This window comes from Nocardioides ganghwensis, from assembly GCF_014779655.1.
Taxonomy (GTDB): domain Bacteria; phylum Actinomycetota; class Actinomycetes; order Propionibacteriales; family Nocardioidaceae; genus Nocardioides; species Nocardioides ganghwensis.
Genome location: NZ_JACXYX010000003.1, coordinates 307,968 through 331,302, shown reverse-complemented (window position 1 = coordinate 331,302; position 23,335 = coordinate 307,968). Strand labels below are relative to the sequence as shown.

General features: G+C 73.1%; 21 protein-coding genes and 1 riboswitch. Of the genes, 11 read left to right on the top strand and 10 right to left on the bottom strand.

Features of this window, described 5'->3' with window-relative positions; all coding sequences use genetic code 11:
• Window positions 1–924: 924 nt before the first annotated feature.
• Window positions 925–1,839, top strand: a complete 915-nt coding sequence (locus IEZ24_RS22235; RefSeq protein WP_242498331.1) for a DUF480 domain-containing protein — start codon at window positions 925–927, stop codon at window positions 1,837–1,839.
• Between the two features lie 320 nt (window positions 1,840–2,159).
• Here the strand turns inward: IEZ24_RS22235 and IEZ24_RS05580 are convergent, their stop codons facing one another.
• Both IEZ24_RS05580 and cbiE read right to left on the bottom strand, forming a co-directional pair.
• Window positions 2,160–3,026, bottom strand: coding sequence for an SDR family oxidoreductase (locus IEZ24_RS05580; protein WP_129452949.1), 867 nt, complete (start codon window positions 3,024–3,026; stop codon window positions 2,160–2,162).
• Window positions 3,027–3,129: 103 nt separating this feature from the next.
• Window positions 3,130–4,344 carry a precorrin-6y C5,15-methyltransferase (decarboxylating) subunit CbiE gene (gene cbiE / locus IEZ24_RS05575; protein ID WP_129452950.1) on the bottom strand — a complete coding sequence of 405 codons (1,215 nt, stop codon included), beginning with the start codon at window positions 4,342–4,344 and terminating at the stop codon, window positions 3,130–3,132.
• An 18-nt stretch (window positions 4,345–4,362) separates the two neighbouring features.
• Window positions 4,363–4,509, top strand: a riboswitch (cobalamin riboswitch).
• 25 nt (window positions 4,510–4,534) lie between these two features.
• Between cbiE and IEZ24_RS21995 the strand changes: the two genes are divergently transcribed.
• The 7 genes from IEZ24_RS21995 (at window position 4,535) to IEZ24_RS05540 (ending at window position 12,488) form a co-directional block, all read left to right on the top strand.
• A complete protein-coding gene (locus IEZ24_RS21995; protein WP_191192819.1) occupies window positions 4,535–6,631 on the top strand; it encodes a VWA domain-containing protein in 2,097 nt (698 codons plus the stop codon).
• Window positions 6,632–6,702: 71 nt separating this feature from the next.
• The gene (gene bluB / locus IEZ24_RS05565) at window positions 6,703–7,344 is read left to right on the top strand and encodes a 5,6-dimethylbenzimidazole synthase (protein ID WP_129452952.1); all 642 of its coding nucleotides are present in this window, start codon (window positions 6,703–6,705) and stop codon (window positions 7,342–7,344) included.
• Window positions 7,344–7,958 carry a cob(I)yrinic acid a,c-diamide adenosyltransferase gene (gene cobO / locus IEZ24_RS05560; protein WP_129452953.1) on the top strand — a complete coding sequence of 205 codons (615 nt, stop codon included), beginning with the start codon at window positions 7,344–7,346 and terminating at the stop codon, window positions 7,956–7,958. Before bluB ends, cobO begins: the two co-directional genes overlap by 1 nt.
• Window positions 7,952–10,408, top strand: coding sequence for a cobyrinate a,c-diamide synthase (locus tag IEZ24_RS05555; protein ID WP_191192818.1), 2,457 nt, complete (start codon window positions 7,952–7,954; stop codon window positions 10,406–10,408). The genes cobO and IEZ24_RS05555 overlap by 7 nt, the downstream gene beginning before the upstream one ends.
• Before the next feature lie 68 nt (window positions 10,409–10,476).
• The gene (locus IEZ24_RS05550; RefSeq protein ID WP_129452955.1) at window positions 10,477–10,704 is read left to right on the top strand and encodes a CbtB domain-containing protein; all 228 of its coding nucleotides are present in this window, start codon (window positions 10,477–10,479) and stop codon (window positions 10,702–10,704) included.
• 10 nt (window positions 10,705–10,714) lie between these two features.
• Window positions 10,715–11,509 carry a CbtA family protein gene (locus IEZ24_RS05545; protein ID WP_129452956.1) on the top strand — a complete coding sequence of 265 codons (795 nt, stop codon included), beginning with the start codon at window positions 10,715–10,717 and terminating at the stop codon, window positions 11,507–11,509.
• A 46-nt stretch (window positions 11,510–11,555) separates the two neighbouring features.
• On the top strand, window positions 11,556–12,488 hold the full coding sequence (locus IEZ24_RS05540) for a cobalamin biosynthesis protein (protein WP_129452957.1): 933 nt from the start codon (window positions 11,556–11,558) through the stop codon (window positions 12,486–12,488).
• A gap of 99 nt (window positions 12,489–12,587) precedes the next feature.
• On the opposite strand, the gene IEZ24_RS05535 is transcribed toward IEZ24_RS05540, so the two are convergent.
• Genes IEZ24_RS05535 through IEZ24_RS05525 form a run of 3 tightly spaced genes read right to left on the bottom strand, consistent with a single transcriptional unit; the run spans window position 12,588 to window position 15,320 of the window.
• Window positions 12,588–13,088: a general stress protein gene (locus IEZ24_RS05535; RefSeq protein WP_129452958.1), complete on the bottom strand. Its 501-nt coding sequence runs from the start codon at window positions 13,086–13,088 to the stop codon at window positions 12,588–12,590.
• Window positions 13,089–13,092: 4 nt separating this feature from the next.
• On the bottom strand, window positions 13,093–13,827 hold the full coding sequence (locus tag IEZ24_RS05530) for a cobalt-precorrin-6A reductase (protein ID WP_129452959.1): 735 nt from the start codon (window positions 13,825–13,827) through the stop codon (window positions 13,093–13,095).
• Window positions 13,824–15,320 carry a cobyric acid synthase gene (locus IEZ24_RS05525; RefSeq protein WP_129452960.1) on the bottom strand — a complete coding sequence of 499 codons (1,497 nt, stop codon included), beginning with the start codon at window positions 15,318–15,320 and terminating at the stop codon, window positions 13,824–13,826. Before IEZ24_RS05525 ends, IEZ24_RS05530 begins: the two co-directional genes overlap by 4 nt.
• Before the next feature lie 314 nt (window positions 15,321–15,634).
• Here IEZ24_RS05525 and IEZ24_RS05520 point away from each other — a divergent pair, with 314 nt between their 5' ends.
• Window positions 15,635–16,420 (top strand): pentapeptide repeat-containing protein, encoded by a 786-nt coding sequence (locus tag IEZ24_RS05520; RefSeq protein WP_242498332.1) that lies wholly within the window; start codon window positions 15,635–15,637, stop codon window positions 16,418–16,420.
• A gap of 76 nt (window positions 16,421–16,496) precedes the next feature.
• On the top strand, window positions 16,497–17,966 hold the full coding sequence (locus IEZ24_RS05515; protein WP_165355936.1) for an RnfABCDGE type electron transport complex subunit D: 1,470 nt from the start codon (window positions 16,497–16,499) through the stop codon (window positions 17,964–17,966).
• 24 nt (window positions 17,967–17,990) lie between these two features.
• Here IEZ24_RS05515 and IEZ24_RS05510 read toward each other — a convergent pair whose 3' ends face one another.
• Together IEZ24_RS05510 and IEZ24_RS05505 are read right to left on the bottom strand one after the other, a co-directional pair.
• Entirely contained in the window at window positions 17,991–18,530 is a 540-nt protein-coding gene (locus tag IEZ24_RS05510; protein WP_129452963.1) for a carboxymuconolactone decarboxylase family protein, read from the bottom strand.
• 37 nt (window positions 18,531–18,567) lie between these two features.
• Window positions 18,568–20,433 carry a CRTAC1 family protein gene (locus tag IEZ24_RS05505; protein WP_129452964.1) on the bottom strand — a complete coding sequence of 622 codons (1,866 nt, stop codon included), beginning with the start codon at window positions 20,431–20,433 and terminating at the stop codon, window positions 18,568–18,570.
• A gap of 140 nt (window positions 20,434–20,573) precedes the next feature.
• Between IEZ24_RS05505 and IEZ24_RS21990 the strand changes: the two genes are divergently transcribed.
• Window positions 20,574–21,338, top strand: coding sequence for a lysophospholipid acyltransferase family protein (locus IEZ24_RS21990; protein ID WP_129452965.1), 765 nt, complete (start codon window positions 20,574–20,576; stop codon window positions 21,336–21,338).
• Between the two features lie 65 nt (window positions 21,339–21,403).
• Here IEZ24_RS21990 and IEZ24_RS05495 read toward each other — a convergent pair whose 3' ends face one another.
• The 3 genes from IEZ24_RS05495 to dnaJ form a co-directional block, all read right to left on the bottom strand.
• On the bottom strand, window positions 21,404–21,646 hold the full coding sequence (locus IEZ24_RS05495; RefSeq protein WP_129452966.1) for a hypothetical protein: 243 nt from the start codon (window positions 21,644–21,646) through the stop codon (window positions 21,404–21,406).
• A 64-nt stretch (window positions 21,647–21,710) separates the two neighbouring features.
• Complete coding sequence (locus tag IEZ24_RS05490) at window positions 21,711–22,127, bottom strand: heat shock protein transcriptional repressor HspR (RefSeq protein WP_129452967.1); 417 nt, start codon at window positions 22,125–22,127, stop codon at window positions 21,711–21,713.
• Window positions 22,124–23,308 (bottom strand): molecular chaperone DnaJ, encoded by a 1,185-nt coding sequence (gene dnaJ, locus IEZ24_RS05485; protein WP_129452968.1) that lies wholly within the window; start codon window positions 23,306–23,308, stop codon window positions 22,124–22,126. Before dnaJ ends, IEZ24_RS05490 begins: the two co-directional genes overlap by 4 nt.
• Window positions 23,309–23,335 lie beyond the last annotated feature (27 nt).

Genomic DNA, 23,335 nt, shown 5'->3' with positions numbered 1-23,335 from the left:
GCCTGCGGCAAACCCGCCAGATACGCCCGTTCAATCACCAACCGCTGATCCGCGGTCAACCTCACTCCCGGCATGCGCCGCAACCTCTCACCTCACGATCGAGTTGCAACAACCGGTTGAGTTCGCCCTGGAGCGGCGCGGTTCGCCGTACCTGACCGAGCGACCTGCTTCGCACCTTGCCGAACAACCCGGCCATTCGCCACGCGGGCTAGTCCGCGCGTAAAAGTGGCGTCCAAGTACGCGTCCCGCATCCGCGTCCTGGCGTCGGCACGTGCGGGTCACCGACTCGCGGCGGTACGACGCGTGCTGTGGGCGACCCCGAGCTCAGAAGATGGGTACGGTCAACGAATGGATGCGCAGGATCCCCCGCCGGGCCTGAGCAACGACGATGCCCTGTCGCTCTGGGTCGGACGGGTGGCGCGGGCGCACGCACACCTGGAATACGGCGTGGACAACGTCCACGGCTTCTTGTCCCGCCAACTCGATAGCGTTTCGGAAAGCAGGGCAGTGAACGCTTTGACCAACTCGTCAGCGAATGCCGGAAGTTGCTCCGAAGCTCGGGTGCGGATCGAGAGGTCCTGACGTCTGGGGACAATGCGTTGCTCGCGGCCAGAGCAGCGACCGGCATGCGAAACCGGGTCCTGCACGACATGTGGCTCCCGGATCCCCTGCGGGACGACTGGCAGCCTCCGCGCTGGAACACCTTCCGGCGAACGGGCGATCTGCAGATTGGCTAGGCCTCGGCGAGCGTCCAGGACCTCGCGATGGTCATGGGCACGCACACTCTTCTGGCGCGGACACGCGTGCGCGTTTCTGGGCTCTTCGAAGTCGTTCGAGGTGTTGCGAATCGGCCGCGTCCGGCTCGCGGCGAATGGACGCTGTTCGATCCGCGCAATCGTGCCCAGGCAGACCTAAGGTCGTGACGTGAGCGAACTCCCCGTCCTCGATGCGACCGACCAGCGCATCCTCGGCAGCCTGCTGGAGAAGCAGACGACCGTGCCCGCCACCTATCCCCTCTCCGCGAACGCACTGGTCTCGGCGTGCAACCAGAGGAGCAGCCGCGACCCCGTCACCGACCTCGACCAGCAGACCGTCGAGCGGACCGCGAAGTCGCTCAAGGACCGCGGGCTGCTACGGATCGTGTGGTCCGACACCGGGCGCCGGACACTGAAGTACCACCAGATCCTCGACGAGCACCTCGCCCTCGAGCCCGACGAGCGGGCGCTGCTCACGGTGCTGCTGCTCCGCGGGGCGCAGGCGCCGGGTGAGCTGCGCACCCGCACCGAGCGGTTGCACGGGTTCGCCGACCGGGGCCAGGTCGAGGAGTGCCTGCGCCGGATGGCGAGTCGCCCGCAACCGCTCGTGCGAGAGCTCGAGCGCCGGTCGGGCCAGCAGGATCCGCGCTGGATCCACCTCCTGGGAGCCGCGCCGGAGCAGACCTCAGGCGAAACCGGCACAGCTGGGAGTGCCGACACGTCCCGCATCCGCGTCACGCAGATCATCGCCGACCTCCACGTACCCGACCTCCCCGCCTCCAGGAGCTTCTACAGCGACTACCTCGGGTTGGCCGAAGAGGAGTTCAACCTGGGCTGGGTGGCCCGCCACACCTCGCCGGCATCCAGGGCGACGCTCCAGGTGATGACCAGCGATGCCACCGCACCCGTGGACCCCGTGGTCTCGGTCATGGTCGACGACGTCGAAGCCGCCTACCGCCAAGCACAGGAGCGCGGGTACGAGATCGTGCATCCCCTGACAACCGAGACGTGGGGCGTGACCCGCTTCTTCGTCCGCGCTCCCGATGGCAACGTGCTCAACGTCGTTCAGCAGCACGCAACCTGAGGGTCTTGGTCATCCGCGGCGACATGGGCTAGGTCAGGCTGACGACCGTTCGTGCAGCGGACCCAACCGGCGCATGGGGAGCTAGCGTCCCCCGCTTCATGCCCAGGGGTGTCAACGGGCGAAGAGTGGTCTGTCCTCTTCGATCCATCTGATCTCCGTCGCTCCATCTTCGAGGCTGCCCTCAGCGACCCAGGTCTTCTGAGGTTCGATCCCTCGGTCGGCGAGGAAGCGGTTCGAGCTGTCCGTAGCCACCGATCGGCGAGAAGACGGCGGTTGAAGCGCAGTGCCGGACTGCTTCGTGCCTCACTGCGTGGACGATGTCAGCCCGCGTGGCTCGAGATCGCCTTGGACCGCGTGGGGTGCCGCAGGCCGAGGAGGCGGGAACCGATGGCGTCGTTGAGCCGCGTGGGCAGCACCGCGTTCATGGTGAGCATCGCCTGGGCCTGGGCCCCGGCGGCGTAGCGGGCACGAGGGCGGCGTGCGGTCAACGCCTGCTCGACAACCCGGGCTACGACGTCCGGCGGCGCAGTCCGGCGCTGGAGCGTCGTGACCAGCCTGCGGATCCCGCGAATGTGCTGTGCGTAGAGCTCGCGGTGTGTGGCGGACATACCCTCCTCCATGTCTGCAAGCATCGACTGGATCTCGCGCCAGGGACCAGTGTCGGTGGGGCCCGGCTCGACAACGGACACGTCGATGCCCCAGGGCCGCAGTTCTCCCCTGAGCACGTCCGCGAGTCCTTCGACCGCGAACTTCGATGCGCAGTAGGCGCCCTCCAGCAGCACCGGCGCGCGGCCGCCGGTCGAGGAGATGAACACGATCCGGCCACTGGCGGCACGGATCTGGGGGAGCACGGCCTGGGTCACGGCGACCTGACCGAAGAAGTTGACCTCGAACTGGCGGCGGAAGTCCGGGATGGAGACGGCCTCGACCGGACCCAACACTCCGATGCCGGCGTTGTTCACCAACGCGTCCAGCGGGCCGGGCACCTGGTCGGCCAGGGCGGCGATGTGCGTCTCGTTGGTGATGTCGAGCAGGACCGGTGTGACGCGGCTGTGCTGGGCGGCCAGGCGATCCCCGCTGGAGTCGTTGCGGACGCCGGCCAGGACGGTCCACCCGGCGCCGGCCAGTCGCAGCGCTATGGCTTCGCCGATGCCGCGGCCAGCTCCGGTGATCAGTACTGACGGCATGGTGTTCGCCCCTTCCGCCGAGAGACTCTGCCTAGCCGTGACACTACTCCCGTAGTGGACGGGTGTCACTACGCATGCAGCGAATCGCCGCTGGCTCCGTGCCTCAGGTCGCGGCTCGGTTCCACGTCCACTGCGTGACCGCGCGGGCTGGTGTCCAGCCCGTGAAGGTGCCGACTGGAGCCGCCGACTCCATGCCGATGCGGGTGAGCCCGCCTCCGTGGTCGCCGTACGCCTTGGCCAGCAGCATCTCGGTCTCCAGCGTGACGCCGTGGACGACGAGGCGGCCGCCAGGTTTCAGCGCAAACAGGCAGGTGTCGAGGACTCCTTGGCGGGTCGCGCCGCCACCGATGAAGATCGCGTCCGGGGCAGGCAGACCCTCGAGGGCGTCCGGCGCGCGCGCGATCACCAGCTCGAGGTCGGGCACACCGAGCGCCTGGGCGTTGCGCATGATCCGGTCGGCGCGTACGGGGTCTGACTCGATGGCGAAGGTGAGGCACGTCGGATGGGCGCGCATCCACTCGATGCCGACCGAGCCGGCGCCGGCGCCGACGTCCCAGAGGACCTGGCCGGGCGCCGGCATCAGGCGGGCGAGGGCGGAGGCGCGGAGGTCGCGCTTGGTGAGCTGGCCGTCGCTCTCGAAGGCGTCGTCGGGGAGGCCCGGCGCCCAGGAGGCGAGACCGTTTCCAGAAACTTCGAGGGCGATGACGTTCAGCCTCGGCGACGAGACCGACCACGACGAGGCGACTCCCGAGACCGACGACTCCGACGAGGAGCCCAGGTCCCCGAGCACCGTCATCCGCGACGCACCCCAGCCCGACGACGTCAGCAACCCGGCCACCGCATCGGGCGTCGACGCATCCGACGACAGCACCAGGATCCGCCGCCCCGGCGCCAGCTCCCGCGCCACCACCGACACCGGCCGACCGACCAGCGACACCACGGCGCACGACTCCGCCGACCACCCCATGCGAGCCCGCGCGAGCGCCACCGACGACACCGCCGGCACCACGCGTACGGGCGCGCCCAGGTCGAGCAGCGTCGAAGCGATCCCCGACACCAGCGGGTCCCCCGACGCCAGCGCGACGACGGCGCGCCCGGCGTACTCGGCAAGGAGCGACGGCAGGCCCGCGGACAGCGGCGACGGCCACGGCACCCGCACCTGACCGGGCACCGCAGGCACCAGCGACAGGTGCCGCGACCCGCCCCACAGCACGGCCGCCTCCAGCACCAGCGAGCGCGACGACTCGGGCAGCGAGGCCCAGCCGTCGGCGCCGATCCCGACGACCACGACCTCACTGGGCACCCCGGTGGACGACATGGCCGCAGACGCTATCGTGACGCGCACAAGGCGAGAGGTGCCCCGAAGTCTGGGGAGAATCTGGGAAGCCGGTGAGAATCCGGCACAGGGCCCGCTGCGGTGACTCGAGACGTCGAAGATGGCGATCCGAGAAGTCCGAAGACCGGCCTCCCGCCATCCAACGAAGCTGGCAACGAGAGCGGGAGCCCCCATGCCACTGCAGTACCCCCTGTCCGCCGTCGTCCCCTCACAGGCCGGCGATCGCGACGACATGACCCTCGCGCTGGTCCTCACCACCATCTCCCCCGAGGTCGGCGGCGTCCTCGTGCGCGGCGAGAAGGGCACGGCGAAGTCCACCACCGTGCGCGCCCTCGCCTCCGTGCTACCGCCGATCGAGGTGGTCGCCGGCGACCGGTTCTCGAGCCGGCCCGGCGACGTCTCCCCCGACGGTCCGGGCCCCGAGCAGCGCTGGCCCCTCGACGCCGAGACCGAGACCCGGCCCGTACGCCTCGTCGAGCTGCCCGTCGGCGCCACCGAGGACCGCGTGCTCGGCTCGCTGCACCTGTCCAAGGTGCTGGCCGACGGCGTCGCCGAGTACGAGCCCGGCCTCCTCGCCCGCGCGCACCGCGGGATCCTCTACGTCGACGAGGTCAACCTCCTCCACGACCACCTCGTCGACCTTCTGCTCGACGCCGCCGCGATGGGCCGCTCCACCGTCGAGCGCGACGGCGTCTCCGTCGCGCACGCCGCCCGCTTCGTGCTCGTCGGCACCATGAACCCCGAGGAGGGCGAGCTCCGCCCCCAGCTCCTCGACCGCTTCGGCCTCACCGTCGAGATCGCCGCGCCGCGCGACCCGCGGCTGCGCGCCGAGGTCGTACGCCGCCGGCTCGCGTTCGACGCGGACCCGCAGGCCTTCGTCGAGGCGTACGCCGACGCGGAGCGCGCGCTCACCGACCGGATCGCCGCCGCCCGCAAGCTGCTCCCCGAGGTCGAGCTCACCGACGCGGTGCTCACCAAGGTCGCCGAGGTCTGCGCCGCCTTCGAGGTCGACGGGATGCGCGCCGACATCGTCACCACGCGTACGGCGGTGGCGCACGCGGCGTGGAACGGGAGAACCACCGTCACGAGGTCCGACATCCGTCAGGCCGCGATGCTCGCGCTGCCGCACCGGCGGCGGAGGAACCCGTTCGATGCGCCCGGGTTGGACGAGGAGCTGCTCGATGCGGTGCTGGGGGACGAGGAGCCGGAGCCGCCGCTGCCTCCGGAGCCGGAGGGGGATGGGGAGGGGGACTCGGAGGATCAGGGTTTCGACACGGGCCCGGGGGGCCCTGCTCAACCGACGGAGGGAGAGGGCCCGGGGGGCCCTGCTCAACCGACGGAGGGAGAGGGCCCGGGGGGCCCTGCTCAACCGACGGAGGGAGAGGGCCCGGGGGGCCCTGCTCGACCAGCGGACTCCCCGGATCCTGGTTTCGACACGGGCGCTGCGCGCCCTGCTCAACCAACGATGGTTGCGGGCGTCGCTGATCCCTACAGGGTGCGGCGGTTCGAGGTCCACGGCACGGGCGCGGGCGAGTCGGGGAAGCGATCTCCCGCGCTGACCTCCAACGGCCGGCGCGTCGGGACGGACCCGCAGGGCACCGGCGGGCTGCACCTCGTCGAGACGATCCGCGCCGCCGCGCCGTACCAGCGAGCCCGTGGGCGCCACGAGGGACGGCTGCGGTTCGAGCAGCACGATCTCCGCACCGCACGGCGCGAGGGGCGCGAGGCCAACCTGGTCCTCTTCTGCGTCGACGCCTCCGGGTCGATGGCCGCGCGCAAGCGGATGGAGCAGGTCAAGACCGCGATCCTCAGCCTGCTGCTCGACGCCTACCAGCGCCGCGACAAGGTCGGGCTGGTCACCTTCCGCGGCGACGGCGCCGAAATCGCGCTGCCCCCCACCCACTCGGTCGACATCGCCGCCCGGCGCCTGACCGAGCTGCCCGCGGGAGGGCGTACGCCGCTCGCCGAAGGCCTGCTCACCGCGGCCGAGGTGCTGCGCGTCGAGGCCGTGCGCGACCCGCGACGCCGACCGTTGCTCATCGTGATCACCGACGGCCGCGCCACCCACGGCGCGGACGCAGTCGCCCGCAGCCGACAGGCAGCGGGCTGGATCGCGGACCACCAGACCACCTCGGTCGTCGTCGACTGCGAGCAGGGCGCGATGCGGATGGGCCTCGCCGGCGCACTCGCGCAGGCCATGCGGGCGACCCACCTCCCGATCGCCGAGGTCAGCGCCCAGGCGCTCGCCGGCCTGGCGCGCGCAGCATGAAACTCACCCCACGACCTTCTTCTCCTCCGCTTCGCTCCCCCGAACAACGCCGCGGGGACCCCGAGACCTCCATGGAGCAGGCCATTCCAAGCACAGACCTCTACGACGTCATCGCCCGCCGGCGCGACGTACGGGCGGAGTTCAGCGGCGAGGCCGTCGACCTGGGGCAGCTGCGTCGCGTGCTCGAGGCGGCGCACCACGCGCCCAGCGTCGGGCACTCGCAGCCGTGGGACTTCGTGCTCGTCTTCGACGACGGGACCCGCGAGGCGTTCGCCGAGCACGTCGAGACAGAGCGGCAGACCTTCGCCGCCGACCTGCCCCCGGAGCGACGCGCGACCTTCGAGAAGATCAAGGTCGAGGGCATCCGCGAGTCCGGGCTCGGCGTCGTCGTGACGTACGACGAGTCCCGCGGCGGGCAGCACGTGCTCGGCCGCCACGCGATCGCCGACACCGGGCTCTACTCCACCTGCCTCGCCATCCAGAACCTCTGGCTCGCCGCCACCGCCGAGGGCCTCGGCGTCGGGTGGGTGTCGTTCTACCGCGAGGAGTTCCTCGCCGACCTCGTCGGCCTGCCCGACGGCGTGCGCCCGGTCGCGTGGCTCTGCCTCGGTCCGGTGACGGAGCTGCAGGAGGTGCCCGACCTCGTCCGCCACGGCTGGCGCCGCGGGCGCACCCTCGACGAGGCCGTCCACTTCGACAGCTGGAGGGCCTGATGCCGCAGGGCGTACCGACCACCGTCCCCGACGACGGCCTCACCACCCGACAGCGCCGCAACCGCCCGCTGCTCGCCGTCCACACCGGCGACGGCAAGGGCAAGTCCACCGCCGCCTTCGGGCTCGCGCTGCGCGGCTGGAACCAGGGCTTCGACATCGGGGTCTTCCAGTTCGTGAAGTCCGCCAAGTGGCGCATCGGCGAGCAGACCGTCCTCGAACGGCTGGGCGAGCTGCACACGCAGACCGGCGAGGGCGGGCCGGTCACCTGGCACAAGATGGGCTCCGGCTGGTCGTGGTCTCGCAAGGGCGGCACCGACGACGACCACGCCGCGGCCGCCGCCGAGGGCTGGGCCGAGATCAAGCGGGCGCTGGCCGAGGAGCGCCACGAGCTCTACGTGCTCGACGAGTTCACCTATCCCATGAAGTGGGGCTGGGTCGACGTCGACGACGTCGTCTCCGCGCTCACGTCGAGGCCCGGTCGCCAGCACGTCGTCATCACCGGCCGCAACGCCGACCCGCGACTCGTCGAGGCCGCCGACCTCGTCACCGAGATGACCAAGGTCAAGCACCCGATGGACGTCGGGCAGAAGGGCCAGCGAGGCATCGAATGGTGAGCCTGCCGCGGCTCATGGTCGCGGCCCCGGCGTCGGGCCACGGCAAGACCACCGTCGCCACGGGGCTGATGGCCGCGCTCGCCCGCGCCGGCCACACCGTCAGCGGCCACAAGGTCGGCCCCGACTACATCGACCCCGGCTACCACGCGCTCGCCACCGGCCGCCCCGGCCGCAACCTCGACCCGCACCTCGTCGGGGAGGAGCGCCTCGTACCCCTCCTCCTCCACGGCGCCGCCGGCGCGGACGTCGCGGTCATCGAGGGCGTGATGGGCCTGTACGACGGGCAGATCGGTGGTGACGGGTTCGCCTCGACCGCGCACGTCGCCGCCGTGACCCGTACGCCCGTGGTGCTGGTCGTCGACATCTCGTCGGCGTCGCGCACGATCGCCGCGACCATCCACGGGCTCTGCACCTGGGCCCCCGACCCCAGCCAGCCGCCGGTCGACGTGGTCGGGGTGATCCTCAACAAGGCGGGTTCGGCGCGGCACGCGGACGAGGTCGTGCGCTCGATCGGCGAGATGGTGCCGGTGCTCGGGATCCTCCAGCGCGACGACGGGATCGAGGCGCCGTCGCGGCACCTCGGGCTGGTGCCGGCGGGCGAGCGGGCCGATGCTGCGGTGGCGCTGGACCGCCTGGCGGGGCAGATCGCGGAGCGGGTGGACCTCGAGCGGGTCGTACGGCTGGCGTCGGGGGCGCCGGGGTTGGCGGGGGTGCCGTGGAGTCCTTCGGAGGCTCTTGGTTTCGACACGCTCGTTCCTCGCTGCGCAACCGGCGACAGACCGAGGATCGCGGTGGCGGGTGGGCGTGCGTTCACCTTCCGCTACGCGGAGACCGTCGAGCTCCTGCGAGCGGCGGGGGCGGTGGTCGTCGAGCTCGACCCCCTCACCGACACTCGGCTGCCCGATGGCACGACGGGGCTCTACCTCGGCGGCGGCTTCCCCGAGATGCACGCCGCCGAGCTCGGCGCCAACGAACGCCTGCGGCGAGACCTCCGTACGGCGATCGCGCGCGGGCTGCCGACGGTGGCGGAGTGCGCCGGGCTGCTCTACCTCTGCGAGTCGGTGCGGGGCCCGGACGGGCCGGCCGTCCCGATGGTCGGCGCCATCGACGCGACCGCCGAGATGGCGCCGCGGCTCACGCTGTCCTACCGCACCGCGACCGCGCCCACCGACAACCTCCTGGCGCGCGCACACGAGCAGGTCACCGGGCACGAGTACCACCGCACCCGCCTGACCCGGGCGACCACCGGCGACGCGGCCTGGCTGATGCCCGACCGCGCCGGCGTCGCGACGCACAGCCTGCACGCGTCGTACCTCCACACCCACTGGGCCGGCCACCCGCAGCTCGCGGCACGGTTCGTCGCGGCGGCCGCGGCGTACGCCGGTCCCGACCTGCGCCACCACGGTGACAAGGACGCCGGCCCCGGGCTGGTCGACCTCGCCGTCAACGTCTTCGACGGCCCGCGTCCGACGTGGCTCGACCGCGCGCTCGCGGACAGCCTCGCCGAGGTCGACGCCTACCCCGACGCGGCCGAGGCCGAGCGGGCGGTCGCGAGGCGGCACGGTCGTGAGCCCGCCGACGTCCTCGCCACCGCCGGCGCCGCCGAGGCCTTCACGCTGCTCGCCCGGCTGGAGCAGTGGCAGCACCCCGTCGTCGTGCACCCGCAGTTCACCGAGCCGGAGGTCGCGCTCCGCACCGCCGGCCACACCCCCGGCCAGCTCGTCCTGCGGCACGGGGACGGCTTCCGGCTCGACCCGGACGACGTGCCCGACGACGCCGACCTCGTGGTCATCGGCAACCCGACCAACCCCACCGGCGTACGCCACCCCGCCCCCGTCATCCGCGATCTCGCACGACCGGGACGGCTGGTCGTCGTCGACGAGGCCTTCCTCGACGACGACGTCGAGACGCTGGCCGGCTCCCGCCTCCCCGGCATCGTCGTGCTCCGCAGCCTCACCAAGATCTGGTCGATCCCCGGCATCCGCGCGGGCTACGTCCTCGCCGAGCCCGAGGTCGTACGCGCGCTGCGGGACCTCCAGACGCCGTGGTCGGTCTCCGCCCCGGCGATCGCCGCGCTCGTCGCGACGAGCAGCGACGACGCGCAGCACGAGGCCCGGCGGCGGGCCGCCGAGCTCGAGCGGCGACGACGCCACCTCGAGGACGGGCTGCGCGAGCTCGGCATCGAGACCGTCCCCAGCACCGCGCCGTACGTCCTCGCCCGCACCGGTGAGGGGAGCCGGGAAGCCCTACGGGACAAGGGTTTCGCCGTACGACGGGCCGACACGTTCCCCGGGCTCGGCGACGAGTGGGTCCGGATCAGCGCGCGGCGCAAGGCCGTCACCGACGACCTGCTGGGTGCGCTACGCTCCACGCACCCAGTCCTGAGGAAGCCGGTGGGAATCCGGCGCAGTGGCGCTACTGTGACATCGCTCAGCCACACCGAGCGGTGAAGTCAGACCCGACGGACTGGAAGTCACTCCCCATCGACCCGGGACGCTTTCATCCCGAAGGAGGAACCATGGCGCACGCCATCTCCAGCCCTGCCTCGGCGGGCTCCCTGTCACCGTCCGACCTCGCCATCCCGCTGCGGGAGCTCGCTCCCTGGCTGGTCCTCGGCGCGCTGTTCGCCATGTCGGTCCTGGTGCTGATCAGCTCGGTCCAGGGCGCGATCACGATCCCCGAGGGCACCGCGATCCACGAGTGGGTCCACGACGGCCGGCACCTGCTCGGCTTCCCCTGCCACTGATCACCCACGGATGACCACCCGCACCTTCCTGGTGCACGGTCTCCTTGCCGGTCTCCTCGCCGGTGTCGCCGCGTTCGTCGTGGCGTACACCGTCGGGGAGCCGCAGGTCGACCGTGCCATCGCACTCGAGTCCGCAGGCGCCACTGCAGACCACCACCACGAGGACGAGGCCGCCGCTTCCGGGTCGGTCTCGCACTCCCACTCCCACGACGACGCGGCGATCTCCCGCACCACGCAGTCGACCCTCGGCCTCGCCACCGGCACCCTCGCGATCGGCGTGGTCCTCGGCGGCCTCACCGGTCTGCTGGCCGCGGTCGGCCTCGGCCGCCTCGGCAGCCTCCGACCGGCGGCGAGCACCGGGCTGGTCGCGCTGCTCGGGGCGGTGTCGTTCAGCGTCGTCCCGTTCCTGAAGTACCCCGCCACGCCACCCGCCGTCGGCTCCGGCGAGACCATCGACAGCCGCACCGCGCTCTGGTTCGGCTTCGTCACGGTGTCGGTGCTCGGGGTCCTCGCCGCTGTCGCGGTCGCCCGCTGGGCCGCTCGCCGGTGGAGCGGGGTGCCGGGCACGATCGCCGGCGCCGCGGCGTACGTCGTCGTGGTCACCGTCGCCGCGCTGGCCTTCCCGAAGGTCGACGAGCTCGGCGGCTTCCCGGCGAGCATCCTGTGGGACTTCCGGATCTCGTCCCTGCTGACCCTGCTGGCGATGTGGGCGGTGATCGGTGCCGCCCTCACGGCGCTCGTCGACCGCAGCTGGCGCCGGCAGGCGGCGGTCGAGGCGCAGCGCGCGTACGCCGCGGCGCTGTGAGCCCCCGCTGGTTGAGCAGCGAGGAACGAGCGTGTCGGAACCAAGGGTGAGTCGAGCACTCGGTCTCCTGCTCGGCCACCTCGCCGACCGTCGCTTCGGCGACCCACGCCGCGGGCACCCCGTGGCGATCTTCGGCAGCGCCGCTGCCGCCCTCGAGAGGCGCACGTACGCCGACTCGCGGGCACGCGGCCTGCTGCACCTGGCCCTCCTGGCCGGGGCCGTCGCGGGGGGCGGTCTCGGCCTGGAGCGACGGGCGAGGGGCCACCCCCTCGCCCACACGCTCGTCACCGCGGCCGCGACGTGGACCGTGCTCGGCGGCACGTCGCTCGGCCGCGAGGCGCGGGCCGTCCACGGCCTCCTCGCCGCCGACGACCTGCCCGGCGCGCGGCAACGCCTCACCCACCTCGTCGGCCGCGACACCTCCGTCCTCGACGAGGCCGAGGTCAGCCGTGCCACTGTCGAGTCGGTCGCCGAGAACACCTCCGACGCCGTCGTCGCCCCGCTCGTCTGGGGTGCGCTGCTCGGCGTCCCCGGCCTGCTGGGCCACCGCGCGGTCAACACCCTCGACGCGATGGTCGGCCACCGGGGCGAGCGCTACGGCCGGTTCGGGTGGGCGTCCGCGCGCCTCGACGACCTGCTCAACCTCCCCGGCGCCCGGCTCAGCGGTCAGCTCGCGGCCGCGCTCGCCCCGGTCGTCGGCGGTCGCCCGTCAGCGGCACTCCACGCCTGGCGCCGCGACGCGCGTCGCCACCCCAGCCCCAACGCCGGGGTCGTCGAGGCGGCGTTCGCCGGCGCGCTCGGCGTACGCCTCGGGGGCCGCAACCACTACGCCCACGGCACCGAGGACCGGGTCATCCTCGGCGACGGCCCGCCGCCGACCCGCGCCGACATCGCCCGCGCCGTACGCCTGGCCGACGCGGTCGGCTTCGGGGCGGTCGTGATCGCGGCCCTCGCCTCGCTTCGCGCCGCCCGCACGTAGACGCGCGGACAGAAGTCCGGCCGCGCCGCTCCGGGCACGCTCAGCACGGCGCCCCGCACGCAGTTGTGTCCGCGCACCTACGCCGCCGACCGTCGTGACTCAGGCGAACGGGTCGGGCAGCGCGCCCGGCAGCCCGGCGAGCAGCTCGCGCGCGCGGGCGGCCTCCTTGTGCTCCACCAGCACCTCGTACTTCGTCGCCACGACCTGCGTGACCGAGGAGAAGTCACGCTGGCCGCGGGTGAAGGCATAGCCGATGAGCGCCCAGACCAGGCCGAAGGTCGCACCGATGAAGGCCGTGCTGAGCAGCACCTGCCAGAGGCCCTCCTCGGTGAACAGCGCGAAGATCAGCCCGATGAAGATGCCGAACCACAGCCCGGACGCGATGCCTCCGACCGCGATCTTCGACCAGGTGAGCCGGCCCGTGACGCGCTCGATGCGCTTGAGGTCGGTGCCGACGATCATCAGCTGGTCGACGGGGAAGTCCGAGTCGGCGAGGAAGTCCACGCTCTTCTGCGCCTTGGCGTAGTCGTCGTAGACCGCGAGCGACTGCGGGAACTGGAGCTTGAGGGGCGAGGCGGGGTTCAGGCCCGGGGTCGACATGCCTTCACGATACGACCCACACCAGCGCCGCGGCGGCGTCCGGCACCGTCTCCACGCCGTCCACCTCCGCGCGCCGGCGTACGACCACGACCGGCACGCCGAGCTGTCCTGCGGCCTCCATCTTGGGCCAGGTGTAGGTGCCGCCGGAGTCCTTGGTGACGAGCACGTCGATCGCGTGCTCGGCGAGGAGCTCGAGCTCGCCGGCGAGGTCGTACGGGCCCCGGTCCAGCATCACCAGCCACGGCTCCGGCACCTCGATCTCGGGCGGGTCGACGACGCGCACCACGGCCCGGTGCCCGGCCAGCGGTCCGACGAAGTGGCCGAGCGGCTGGCGCCCGACGGTGAGCAGCGGCCGCCGACCGAGCGACGCGGCCAGCGCGGCCGCCTCGGCGTGGTCGTCCACCCAGTGCCACCCGTCCGCGCCCGGCGCGTCGCCCCAGCCCGGACGGGCCAGCCTCAGCAGCGGCACGCCCGACGCCCGGCACGCCGCGACGGCGTTGGCGGACATCCCCTCCGCGAACGGGTGGGTCGCGTCGACGACAGCGGTCGCGCCGTGCTCGGCGAGCCACGAGCGGAGCCCCTCGACCCCGCCGAAGCCGCCCATCCGCACCTCGCCCACCGGCAGCCGCGGCCGCTCGACCCGACCGGCCAGGGACGACACGAAGTCCACTCCCGCCTCGTCCAGCAGCACCGCCAGATCGCGCGCCTCGCTCGTCCCGCCGAGCAGCAGGACGGTCACTGCGACGCTCCCGGCTCCAGCGACGGCAGGCCGGTCGGCGCACCCTCGCGGGCCAGCGAGAGCAGCGCGTCGAGGTCGAGGTGCTCCTCGGCCAGGTCACCGAGCAGGTCCAGCCGTCGCTCGCGCTGCTCGGCGAAGCTCACGTCCGACGGTTCGTACGCCGTCCCCGCCGCCGCGGCCACCTCCGCCAGCAGCGCGCGGCGCAGGTGGTCGCCCTCCAGGCTGCCGTGCCACATCGTCCCGAGGACCGCGCCCGACCGAGCCCCGCCGAGGAACTCCTCGCCGCCGTGCCGGGTGATCCGGCCGTGGTGGATCTCGTAGCCGTGGGCGTCGGCACCCAGGGCCGAGCCGGTCGGCAGCCGCAGCACCTTGTCGGCCCGGAAGGTCGTCGTCACGTCGAGCAGCCCGAGCCCAGGCTCGTCGGCGCCGGCGACCCCCTCGACGCCGGCCGGGTCGAGGATCCGCCGGCCGAGCATCTGGAAGCCGCCGCAGATCCCGAGCACCGGCCTGCCCGCTTCGGCGTGGTCGAGCACGGCCCGGTCGAGGCCGCGCGAGCGCAGCCACGCGAGGTCCTCGAGGGTCGCCCGGGTTCCGGGCAGCACGACGAGGTCCGCCCCGGCGAGCGACCGCGGGTCGGAGGCGAACACCACGTCGACGCCCGGCTCGATGCCCAGCGCGTCGACGTCGGTGAAGTTCGAGATCCGGGGGAGCCGTACGACCGCGACCCGCAGCCGCGTCTCCTCCTCGCTCGCCCGCCGACCGGCGAGGTCGAGCGCGTCCTCGGAGTCGAGCCAGAGGTCGGGGTGCCACGGCAGCACGCCGTAGACCTCGCGCCCGGTCAGCTCGCGGAGCTGGTCGAGCCCCGGTCGCAGCAGGTCGACGTCGCCGCGGAACTTGTTGACCACGAAGCCCGCGACCAGCGCCTGGTCCGCGGCGTCCAGCAGCGCGAGCGTGCCGAACATGGCCGCGAAGACGCCACCGCGGTCGATGTCGCCGACCACGACCGTCGGGATCGCACCGTGCTGCGCCAGCCCCATGTTGACGTAGTCGCCCGCCCGCAGGTTGATCTCGGCCGGGCTGCCCGCGCCCTCCACCACGACCAGGTCGTAGCGGGACGCGAGGTCGTCGAAGGCGGCGTACGCCGCGTCGCGCAGGTGGGTGCGCCCGCCGACGAAGTCCTTGGAGTCGATCGTCCCGCCGGGCCGGCCCATCACCACGACGTGGCTGCGCCGGTCACCGCCGGGCTTGAGGAGGACCGGGTTCATCGCCGCCTCGGGCTCGGCGCCCGCCGCTACCGCCTGGATCCACTGCGCTCGGCCGATCTCGACACCGCGGCCGTCAGGGGTGGCGCAGACCATCGAGTTGTTGGACATGTTCTGCGCCTTGAAGGGCGCGACCTCCACCCCCCGACGGGCGTACGCCCGGCACAGGGCGGTCGTCACGATCGTCTTGCCGGCGTCCGACGTCGTCCCGGCGACCAGCAGCGCGCTCACGGCCGCCAGCCTAGGGGTCTCGATACGCCTGCTGGCGCTCGCTACTCGACCACCGAGAGGAGATCGCTGCCCACCACCGCTAATGGGGTATATCGATGCGCCCCGAGCAATCTTTACCTTTCAACTGTTTGATTCCGCGAACAAGCGGGCATTCTGGATGCTATGGGCAAGCTCATCTTCGACAACCGGTTCATCGCGGTCCTGTTCATCGCCCTGCTCTTCGTCAACGCCTTCGCGATCCAGAACGGCTGGTACGGCGCCTGACCCCGGCGCTTGACCACGGCGCCTCACCACACCCGTGCGACGATCCCCGGGTGGCCTCACCCGAGCTGAGCTCTGACTGCTCCCGCTGCTTCGGGCTGTGCTGCGTGCTCCTCCCCTTCGCCGCGTCGTCGGGCTTCGGCGTCGACAAGCCCAGCGGCACCCCGTGCCTCAACCTGCTGCCCGACGACCGGTGCGGCATCCACGACACGCTCCGCCAGGACGGCTGGCCCGGCTGCACCGTCTTCGAGTGCTTCGGCGCCGGTCAGCAGGTCTCCCAGGTCACCTATGCCGGGGTCTCCTGGCGCGAGCAGGACAACCTCGGCGAGATGGCCGCCGTCCTGTCGGTGATGCGCCAGCTCCACGAGATGCTCGTCCACCTCGACGAGGTCGACCGCCGCTCCCCCGACCCGGCCGCCGGCCCGGTGCGCAAGGAGATCGAGCTCCTCACCGCCGCCGAGCCCGAGCCGCTCCTGCTCGTCGACGTCGACGACCTGCACGTGCGCGTCGGCGAGCTGCTCGCCGACGCCAGCGACCGCGTACGCCGTCGGTGGCCGGCAGCCGCGGACCGGACCCGCGCCGATCTCGCGGGCCGGCGCCTCTCGGGCGACCTGCGCGGCTGGACCTTCCGCGGCGCGCTGCTGATCGGGGCCGACCTCCGCGGTGCGGAGCTCGACGACGTCGACCTGCTGGGCGCCGACGTCCGCGACGCCGACGTCCGCGGCTGCGACCTCTCCTCCGCCCTCTTCCTCACCCAGCCGCAGGTCAACGCCGCCCGCGGCGACGTCGGCACGGCCCTGCCGGCGGGCCTGTCCCGGCCGGGCCACTGGCCGGCCTGAGGCCACGCCCCAGGGCTGGGGAAACTCCCGCGACCCGGGACAACCGCGACGTACGTCGGGCAGGATGGTGCGGGCCATGCCAGCCGCTCGCTCCGTTCGCATCCGGGGCACCAGCTACCCGGTGCGCCTCCCCTCGATCCGCGACCCGCGGCTGCACCTGGCTGCCACGATCACGTCGATCCAGGTGATGGGGCAGGCGTTCCTCGGCTGGGAGCTGTCGATCGCGCAGATCCTGGTGTGCCTGGGCACGTGCGCCCTGATCGAGGTGCCGATGGTCTTCTGGGAGCGCAAGGAGATCGTCTGGCCGGCCAGCGCGCTGCTCACCGGCAACGGTGTCGCGCTCGTGCTCCGCGTCAACGGCACCGAGCACGGCCACTGGTGGAGCATGAACGGGTGGTACATCTTCGCCGCCACCGCCGGACTGGCGCTGCTGTCCAAGCACGTGCTGCGCTTCCGCGGCCGCCCCGTGGTCAACCCGTCCAACCTCGGGTTGGTGGCGTGCTTCCTGCTCCTCGGCACGACGGTGGTCAACCCGCTCGACTTCTGGTGGGGACCGATGTCGGTGGAGATGGTCGTGGTCTACCTGATCCTCGCCACCGGCGCCCTGACCGTGACCCGGCGCCTGGGCCTGCTCCCGATGTCGCTGGCCTTCTGGGGCGTCTTCGCCACCAGCCTCGCCGTGCTGAGCCTGTCGGGCCACTGCATCTCCGCGCGGTGGAGCGTCACCCCGGTCTGCGGCGCCGACTTCTGGTGGATCGTGGCGACCTCGCCGGAGGTCGTCATCTTCATGCTCTTCATGATCACCGACCCGATGACCTCGCCGACCGAGCGTCGTCCGCGCATCGTCTTCGGCGCCGCCGTCGGGCTGGCCAGCGCGCTGCTGCTCGCCCCGATGCAGACCGAGTACGGAGCCAAGGTCGCCGTGCTGGCCGGCCTGGTGGCGGTGTGCGCGCTGCGTCCCGTCCTCACCCTCGCCACCGAGCGCCTCGACCGGCCGCTCGCGCTGTCGGCCCCCGTACGCCTCGCCGCGGTGGTGCCCGTCGCCCTCGCCGCGCTGGTGGTCGCCGGCATGCCCGCGCGCACGGCGGCGTCGACCGGGCCGGCCGTCGCGTCCGGCGCGCTGGCCGAGCGTCCCGACGTGGACGTGCCCGACAGTGCGGTCCCGGACGTCACGGTCTCCGACGACGTCACGACGGTCGTCGGCGACGCGGCCACCTCCCAGGCCGACGCGATGGCGCACGACCTCGTGGCCGCCCTGATGATCGAGGCGGACGCCCGGGCAGCGGGCGACAGCGAGATGGCGGCGTCGGCGATCGCGGGCCAGCGCCTCGAGGACTTCCCCGCGGCGTCCGGCGACGAGCCGATCGACTTCGCGACGATGGAGGTCGTGCTCGTCCGCGACCCCGAGGACCCGCAGGCCGTGCCGCGGTTCGGCATCCACGCCACCGGCACGCGCGGCGGGACGCCGGTCGACAGCATCTACGTCCTCGAGGCCGCCGGCGGCACGTGGCTCCTCACCGGCGAGCACGCGAGCGGCGAGGCCTGAGCACCGGCCCGAGGCCGGGTCGGTTCAGCGCGGCCTGACGTAGCCGTGCGCCACGACCTGCTCGGCCATCGGGACGTAGTCGGCCCGGTCGGGCGGGGCGAAGGTGCCGAGCCCGTCGACGTAACGGTTGAACATGCAGAACGCCGCCGCGATCAGCACGGCGTCGTGGATCTCCACGTCGGTGGCGCCGACCTCGCGGGCGGCGGCGATCGTCTCCGGCGTCACCGCGCGCCCCGACCGCTGCACCTCCCCGGCGATCGCGAGGAGGCCACGCAGCTTGTCGCTGACCGGGGCCGACGCGGGGTCGTGCAGCACGCCGTCGACGACCTCCCAGCCGTCGGGCAGCTGCAGGGCCGCGAACGCCGAGTGCGAGCTCATGCAGAAGTGGCAGTCGTTGAGCGAGGACACGTACGCCGCGATCAGCTCGCGCTCACCGCGCTCGAGCGTGTTGTCGCCGCGCAGCAGCACCTCGGCGAGCTGGCCGAGCGGCGCCGCCGTCTCGGGCCGGAACTCGAAGAGCCCGCGGATGCCCGGGGAGTTGGTCGGGAGGTCGATGTGCGCCATGGGTCGCTCCTTGGTCCGGTGCGGGGAGAGTAGTCGATCAACGGCCCCGGGTGACGGTGATCAACCGGTCGGCCTTCGGCTCGGTCACCACCTGCGGGGTCCGCTCGCCCGGCCACCAGACCCGGATGCGGGCCACCCCGGCGTCGCCGAGCCCGACGTGCAGCTCGGCCGGGTGCTGGGCCTCGTACGACCCGGACGTGTGCAGCCACTGCGTGGTCGTCACGCCGGAGGTGGAGGTGACCTCGACCCGCGAGCCGAGCCCCGCCACGTTGCCGGGCGTGGACGGGTCGCGGAGCCGGATGCCGATCCAGCGCCGCGCCGGGGTGACGTTGCGATAGAGCGTCGGCGGCTCTCCGGCGTGGGCCACGAGCAGGTCGAGGCGGCCGTCGCGGTCGTGGTCGAAGGCGACCAGCGCGTGGGAGACACGGTCGTCGTCGATGCCGACCTGCGCGGCGGCCTCGGCGTACGGCCCGTCGTCCGCGCGCACCCAGAACGACGTGGGGTCGTCGACGAAGGCGGCGTAGTAGACCTCGGCCTGCGAGGTCGGGTCCGGGTCGGCCTTGCCGATGCGGCCGTTGGTGACCGCGACCTGGAGCCGGCCGTCGTTGGCGAAGTCCGCCGCCACGGCGCCCCAGCCCCAACCGGTGTCGCGCAGGCCCAGCTCGTCGCCTGCCTCCTCGAATCGCATCCGGCCCCGGTTGAGGTAGACCCGGTTGCCCGAGCAGCCGGCGAAGAGGCCGACCGGCGGGCAGGTGCCGTCGGCCGTGGGATAGGCGATCGAGGTGACGAGCCAGTCGGGCCGGCCGTCGCCGTCGAGGTCGCGCACGACGGAGCCCATCCCGTTCTCGTCGGTGCCGACGCCGGCCTGCTCCGTGACGTCGACGAACCCGGCGCCGCGCTCGTTGCGGTAGAGCCGGGAGGAGCACGAGTCGCCGGCGACCGCGAGGTCGATCCAGCCGTCGTCGTCGAGGTCGACGAGCTGCGGCGTGAACGGCCGCTCGATGCCGAGGTCGGCCAGGCCCCACGCCTGCGTCGCGTCGGTGAAGCGGTCGCCGTCGTTGCGGAAGGCACGGGTCGCCCCGGTCACCTCCAGCGTCCCGGCGGCGTGCAGCCGGCGTACGGTCGCGGCGTACTGGCACTGCCCCGTGAACCGGTCGGACGCGTCACCACGGGCGGCCTCGACCGCGACGAAGGAGCCGAGGTTCCAGTCGGTGACCACGAGGTCGAGGTCGCCGTCGCGGTCGACGTCGCCGAAGTCCACGCCCCGGATCGCGCGCTGGCCGGTCCCGGGCGCGGTGACCCGCCAGGCGCCGGTCCGGTCGCGGAACCGGCCGGACGCGTCGCCGAGGAACAGCCGCCCGAGCTCTCCTCCGGGCCCACCGAGGAAGAGGTCGAGGTGGCCGTCGGCGTCGACGTCGGCGAAGGCCGCGGACGTCACGCCGACGAGCGACGGGAGGCCGGCCGCGTCGGTGATGTCGGTGAAGACGCCGTCGTCGTTGCGGTGCAGGCCGCTGGCCCGGCCCGACGAGGTGAGCAGCAGGTCGAGGTCGCCGTCGTCGTCGATGTCGGCCACGGCGGCGCCGGCGTCCATGTCGGCGGCGGTCGGCTCGGGCGTGTCGGGTCCCCTGCCCGTGAGCCCCGCCTGCTCGGTCACGTCCTCGAAGCGGATGCCGGCCAGGGCCTCCTCGGGCACCGGGGTCGGGTCGGGCTCGACGGGTCGTACGACCGGACGGCCGGCGGGCGCGCCGGCGTCGCCCGGCTCCTCGCCGGCCGGGGTGGCGACGGGCGCCTGCGCCTCGCCGTCGGAGAACACCCGCACCGCGACGAGCACGCCGACGAGCAGGACGACCAGCACCAGCGCGACCGTGCGGGACCGCGCGGCTGGATCCGGGCTGCTCCCCACCTCGCCGATCCTCGCACAGCGGGCGGATCCCAGTGCCGATCCGAGTGCCGATCCGAGTGCCGATCCGAGCACGGATCCGACTGCCGATCTGAGTGCCGATACGGGGGCGGGGCAACCCCGGCATCCCCGAGACTCGGTGCATGGACACCTCGTGGCAGCGCCCCGGTCTCCGGGCCGCCCTCCTCTACGCCGTCGCCGCCAGCCTCCTCGGCGCGATCGTCTCGACCGTCAGCCGCGTCGAGCTCACCCGCCGCTCCGTCCCCCGCGCACAGCTGCCCGACGGCCCGGTCATCGTCGTCGCCAACCACACCAGCTTCGCCGACGGCATCCTGCTCGCCCTCGTCGGTCGCAGACTGGGCCGCTCACTGCGGCTGATGGCGACCGGCGGCGTCTTCCGTTCCGGCCTGGTCGGTCCGTTCGTCCGCCGGCTCGGCTTCATCCCCGTGCAGCGCGGCACCTCCGCCGCCGCCGGCTCCCTCGACGCGGCGGCCACCGCGCTCGACGCGGGCGAGGCCGTCGGGCTGTTCCCCGAGGGCCGCATCACCCGCGACCCCCAGCACTGGCCCGAGCGCTCGAAGACCGGAGCCGTACGCCTCGCGTTGCGCACGGGCGCGCCGGTCGTCCCGGTCGCCCTCGTGGGTGCCCAGCAGGTGGTCGGCACGACGGGCATCGTCACCCGCCTGCTGCGCAACACGCTGCTGCGGCCGCGGGTGGCGGTCGCGGTGGGCGAGCCCATCGACGTACGCCGCCTCGCGGGCGTGACTGCGGGGCAGCCCGTCGACGAGGCGACCGTACGCCGGGTGGCGGACGAGGTCATGGCCGCGCTGGTCGCGCAGGTGGCCGAGCTCCGCGGGGAGCCGGCGCCGTACCCGACGGGCGTGCCGGCGGAGGCACTCCAGGCCTAGCGCTGCCGCAGCCCACGCTCACGACCCCGCGAACCGGTGAGTGAAGACCTTCACCCAGGAGCGGCTCAGGAGTAGCGGTGGCTCTTGGCCGCGTGGCCGCGCTCGCGGGTGCAGGTGCGACCGCTCATGTTGCGGTGGCCGCACAGGTCGCCGGCCGCATCGGCGGCCCGCTCCTCGACCCGCTTGGGGGCTGGTGGCGCCACGGGGGCCACCGGGGCCTGGGGTCGGGCGGGCGCGTCGGCCGCTCGCTTCTGGGCGGCGGCGTACTTCGCCTCGCGCATCGCCCGCAGGTTGTCCATCTTGCTCATCGCTCACTCACGCGCCCGAGCCTACGCGGCGGCACCGACACCCCCACTCGGCGAGCGCGGCACGTCAGCTCCCGCGCCGCCACACCACGACGGACTGCCCGGGACCCCGGTGGAGCACGGGCAGCTTGTTGGGCGCGGCCTGGGCGGCGGCCGCCCGCGCGGCCAGCCCGCGGCGTACGGCCTCGAGCTCGGCGACGAGCTCCTCGTTGCGGGCGCGCAGGGCGTCGACCTGGAGCTCGAGCTCCATGATGCGGCGCACGCCCTCGATGCCGATGCCGGCGCTGGTGAGGTCGGCGATCTGGCGCAGCCGCTCGAGGTCGCGGTGGGAGTAGCGACGGCCGCCGCCCCCGGTGCGGCCGGGCTGGATCAGCCCCATCCGCTCGTAGGCACGCAGCGTCTGGGGGTGCAGCCCGGTCAGCTCCGCCGCCACGCTGATGACGTAGACGGCGGCGTCCGGGTTGGGCGCACCGAAGGAGCTCATGCCTCGAACAGTCCTGCGCGCAGCGGCTTGCCGGCGGTCGCCGCGCGGTAGGCCTCCAGGGCCTCGCGCGCGGTCGGGTCGAGCGATGCCGGCACCTGGACCTCGACGGTCGCGAGCAGGTCGCCCTTGGACCCGTCGCGCTTGGTGGCGCCCTTGCCGCGCACCCGGAAGGTACGCCCGTTGGGCGTCCCCGGGGGCAGCTTGAGCGTCACCGGCGCACCACCGAGGGTCGGGATCTTGATCTCGGCGCCGAGGGCCGCCTCGTCGAACGACACCGGCACCTCGATGGTGAGGTTGTCGTCCTTGCGGCCGAAGACCCGGTGCGGGGTGACCTTGACCTTGACGAACAGGTCGCCGGCCGGGCCGCCGTTCTCACCGGGCGCTCCCTTGCCCTTGAGCCGGATCCGCGCGCCGTCCTTGACCCCGGCCGGGATGCGGGCCTGGATCGAGCGCGCCGACGTGCCGCGGCCGGAGCCGTGGCACGTCGGGCACGCCTCGTCGTACACGAGCTGCCGACCACCGCAGGCGGGGCAGGTCTCGTTGATCGAGAACGCGCCGCCCGTGCCGGCCACCACGAAGCCCGCACCCTCGCACTCCGGGCAGATGTGCGGCCGGGTGCCGGGCTTGCCGCCCGTGCCCTGGCACGTCGCGCACGCCGTGTCGGAGGTCAGCCGCAGCGACACCGTCACCCCGTCGAGGGCGTCGGTGAAGCCGATGGTGGCCGTGCTCTCCACGTCGGCGCCGCGACGCGGGCGCGGCTGGTGCGTACGGGTGCGCTGGGTGCCGCCGAAGAGGTCGCCGAACATGTCGCCGATCCCCCCGCCGGCGCCACCGCGGTCGCGCAGCAGGTCGTCGAGGTTGAACCCGCCGCCGCCGAAGCCGCCCGTGCCACCCATGCCGCCGCCCATGCCGGGGCCGAAGCCGCCGCGCGCCTGCAGCGAGCGGAACTCGTCGTACTTGGCGCGCTTGGCCTCGTCGCCGACCACGTCGTACGCCTCGGCGACCGCCTTGAACTTCTCGTGCTTGGCGTCGTCACCGGGGTTGGAGTCGGGGTGGTTCTCCCGGGCCAGCTTGCGGTAGGCCTTCTTGATGTCGGCCGCGCTGGCGTCCTTCGTGACGCCGAGGACCTGGTAGAAGTCCTTGGTCGCCCAGTCGTTCCGGAAGGTCTCGTTGTCAGCCACGGGTGAACCTCCTCTCCATCGGCTCAG

Coding starts and splice junctions, on each gene's coding strand:
- cbiE (WP_129452950.1), bottom strand. CDS start 4,344: ATGTCGTCCACCGGGGTGCCCAGTGAGGTCGTGGTCGTCGGGATCGGC.
- IEZ24_RS05515 (WP_165355936.1), top strand. CDS start 16,497: ATGCCAGCCGCTCGCTCCGTTCGCATCCGGGGCACCAGCTACCCGGTG.
- IEZ24_RS05545 (WP_129452956.1), top strand. CDS start 10,715: ATGACCACCCGCACCTTCCTGGTGCACGGTCTCCTTGCCGGTCTCCTC.
- IEZ24_RS05490 (WP_129452967.1), bottom strand. CDS start 22,127: ATGAGCTCCTTCGGTGCGCCCAACCCGGACGCCGCCGTCTACGTCATC.
- IEZ24_RS05555 (WP_191192818.1), top strand. CDS start 7,952: ATGGTGAGCCTGCCGCGGCTCATGGTCGCGGCCCCGGCGTCGGGCCAC.
- IEZ24_RS05550 (WP_129452955.1), top strand. CDS start 10,477: ATGGCGCACGCCATCTCCAGCCCTGCCTCGGCGGGCTCCCTGTCACCG.
- IEZ24_RS05495 (WP_129452966.1), bottom strand. CDS start 21,646: ATGAGCAAGATGGACAACCTGCGGGCGATGCGCGAGGCGAAGTACGCC.
- IEZ24_RS21995 (WP_191192819.1), top strand. CDS start 4,535: ATGCCACTGCAGTACCCCCTGTCCGCCGTCGTCCCCTCACAGGCCGGC.
- bluB (WP_129452952.1), top strand. CDS start 6,703: ATGGAGCAGGCCATTCCAAGCACAGACCTCTACGACGTCATCGCCCGC.
- IEZ24_RS21990 (WP_129452965.1), top strand. CDS start 20,574: ATGGACACCTCGTGGCAGCGCCCCGGTCTCCGGGCCGCCCTCCTCTAC.
- cobO (WP_129452953.1), top strand. CDS start 7,344: ATGCCGCAGGGCGTACCGACCACCGTCCCCGACGACGGCCTCACCACC.
- IEZ24_RS05510 (WP_129452963.1), bottom strand. CDS start 18,530: ATGGCGCACATCGACCTCCCGACCAACTCCCCGGGCATCCGCGGGCTC.
- IEZ24_RS05580 (WP_129452949.1), bottom strand. CDS start 3,026: ATGCCGTCAGTACTGATCACCGGAGCTGGCCGCGGCATCGGCGAAGCC.
- IEZ24_RS05535 (WP_129452958.1), bottom strand. CDS start 13,088: ATGTCGACCCCGGGCCTGAACCCCGCCTCGCCCCTCAAGCTCCAGTTC.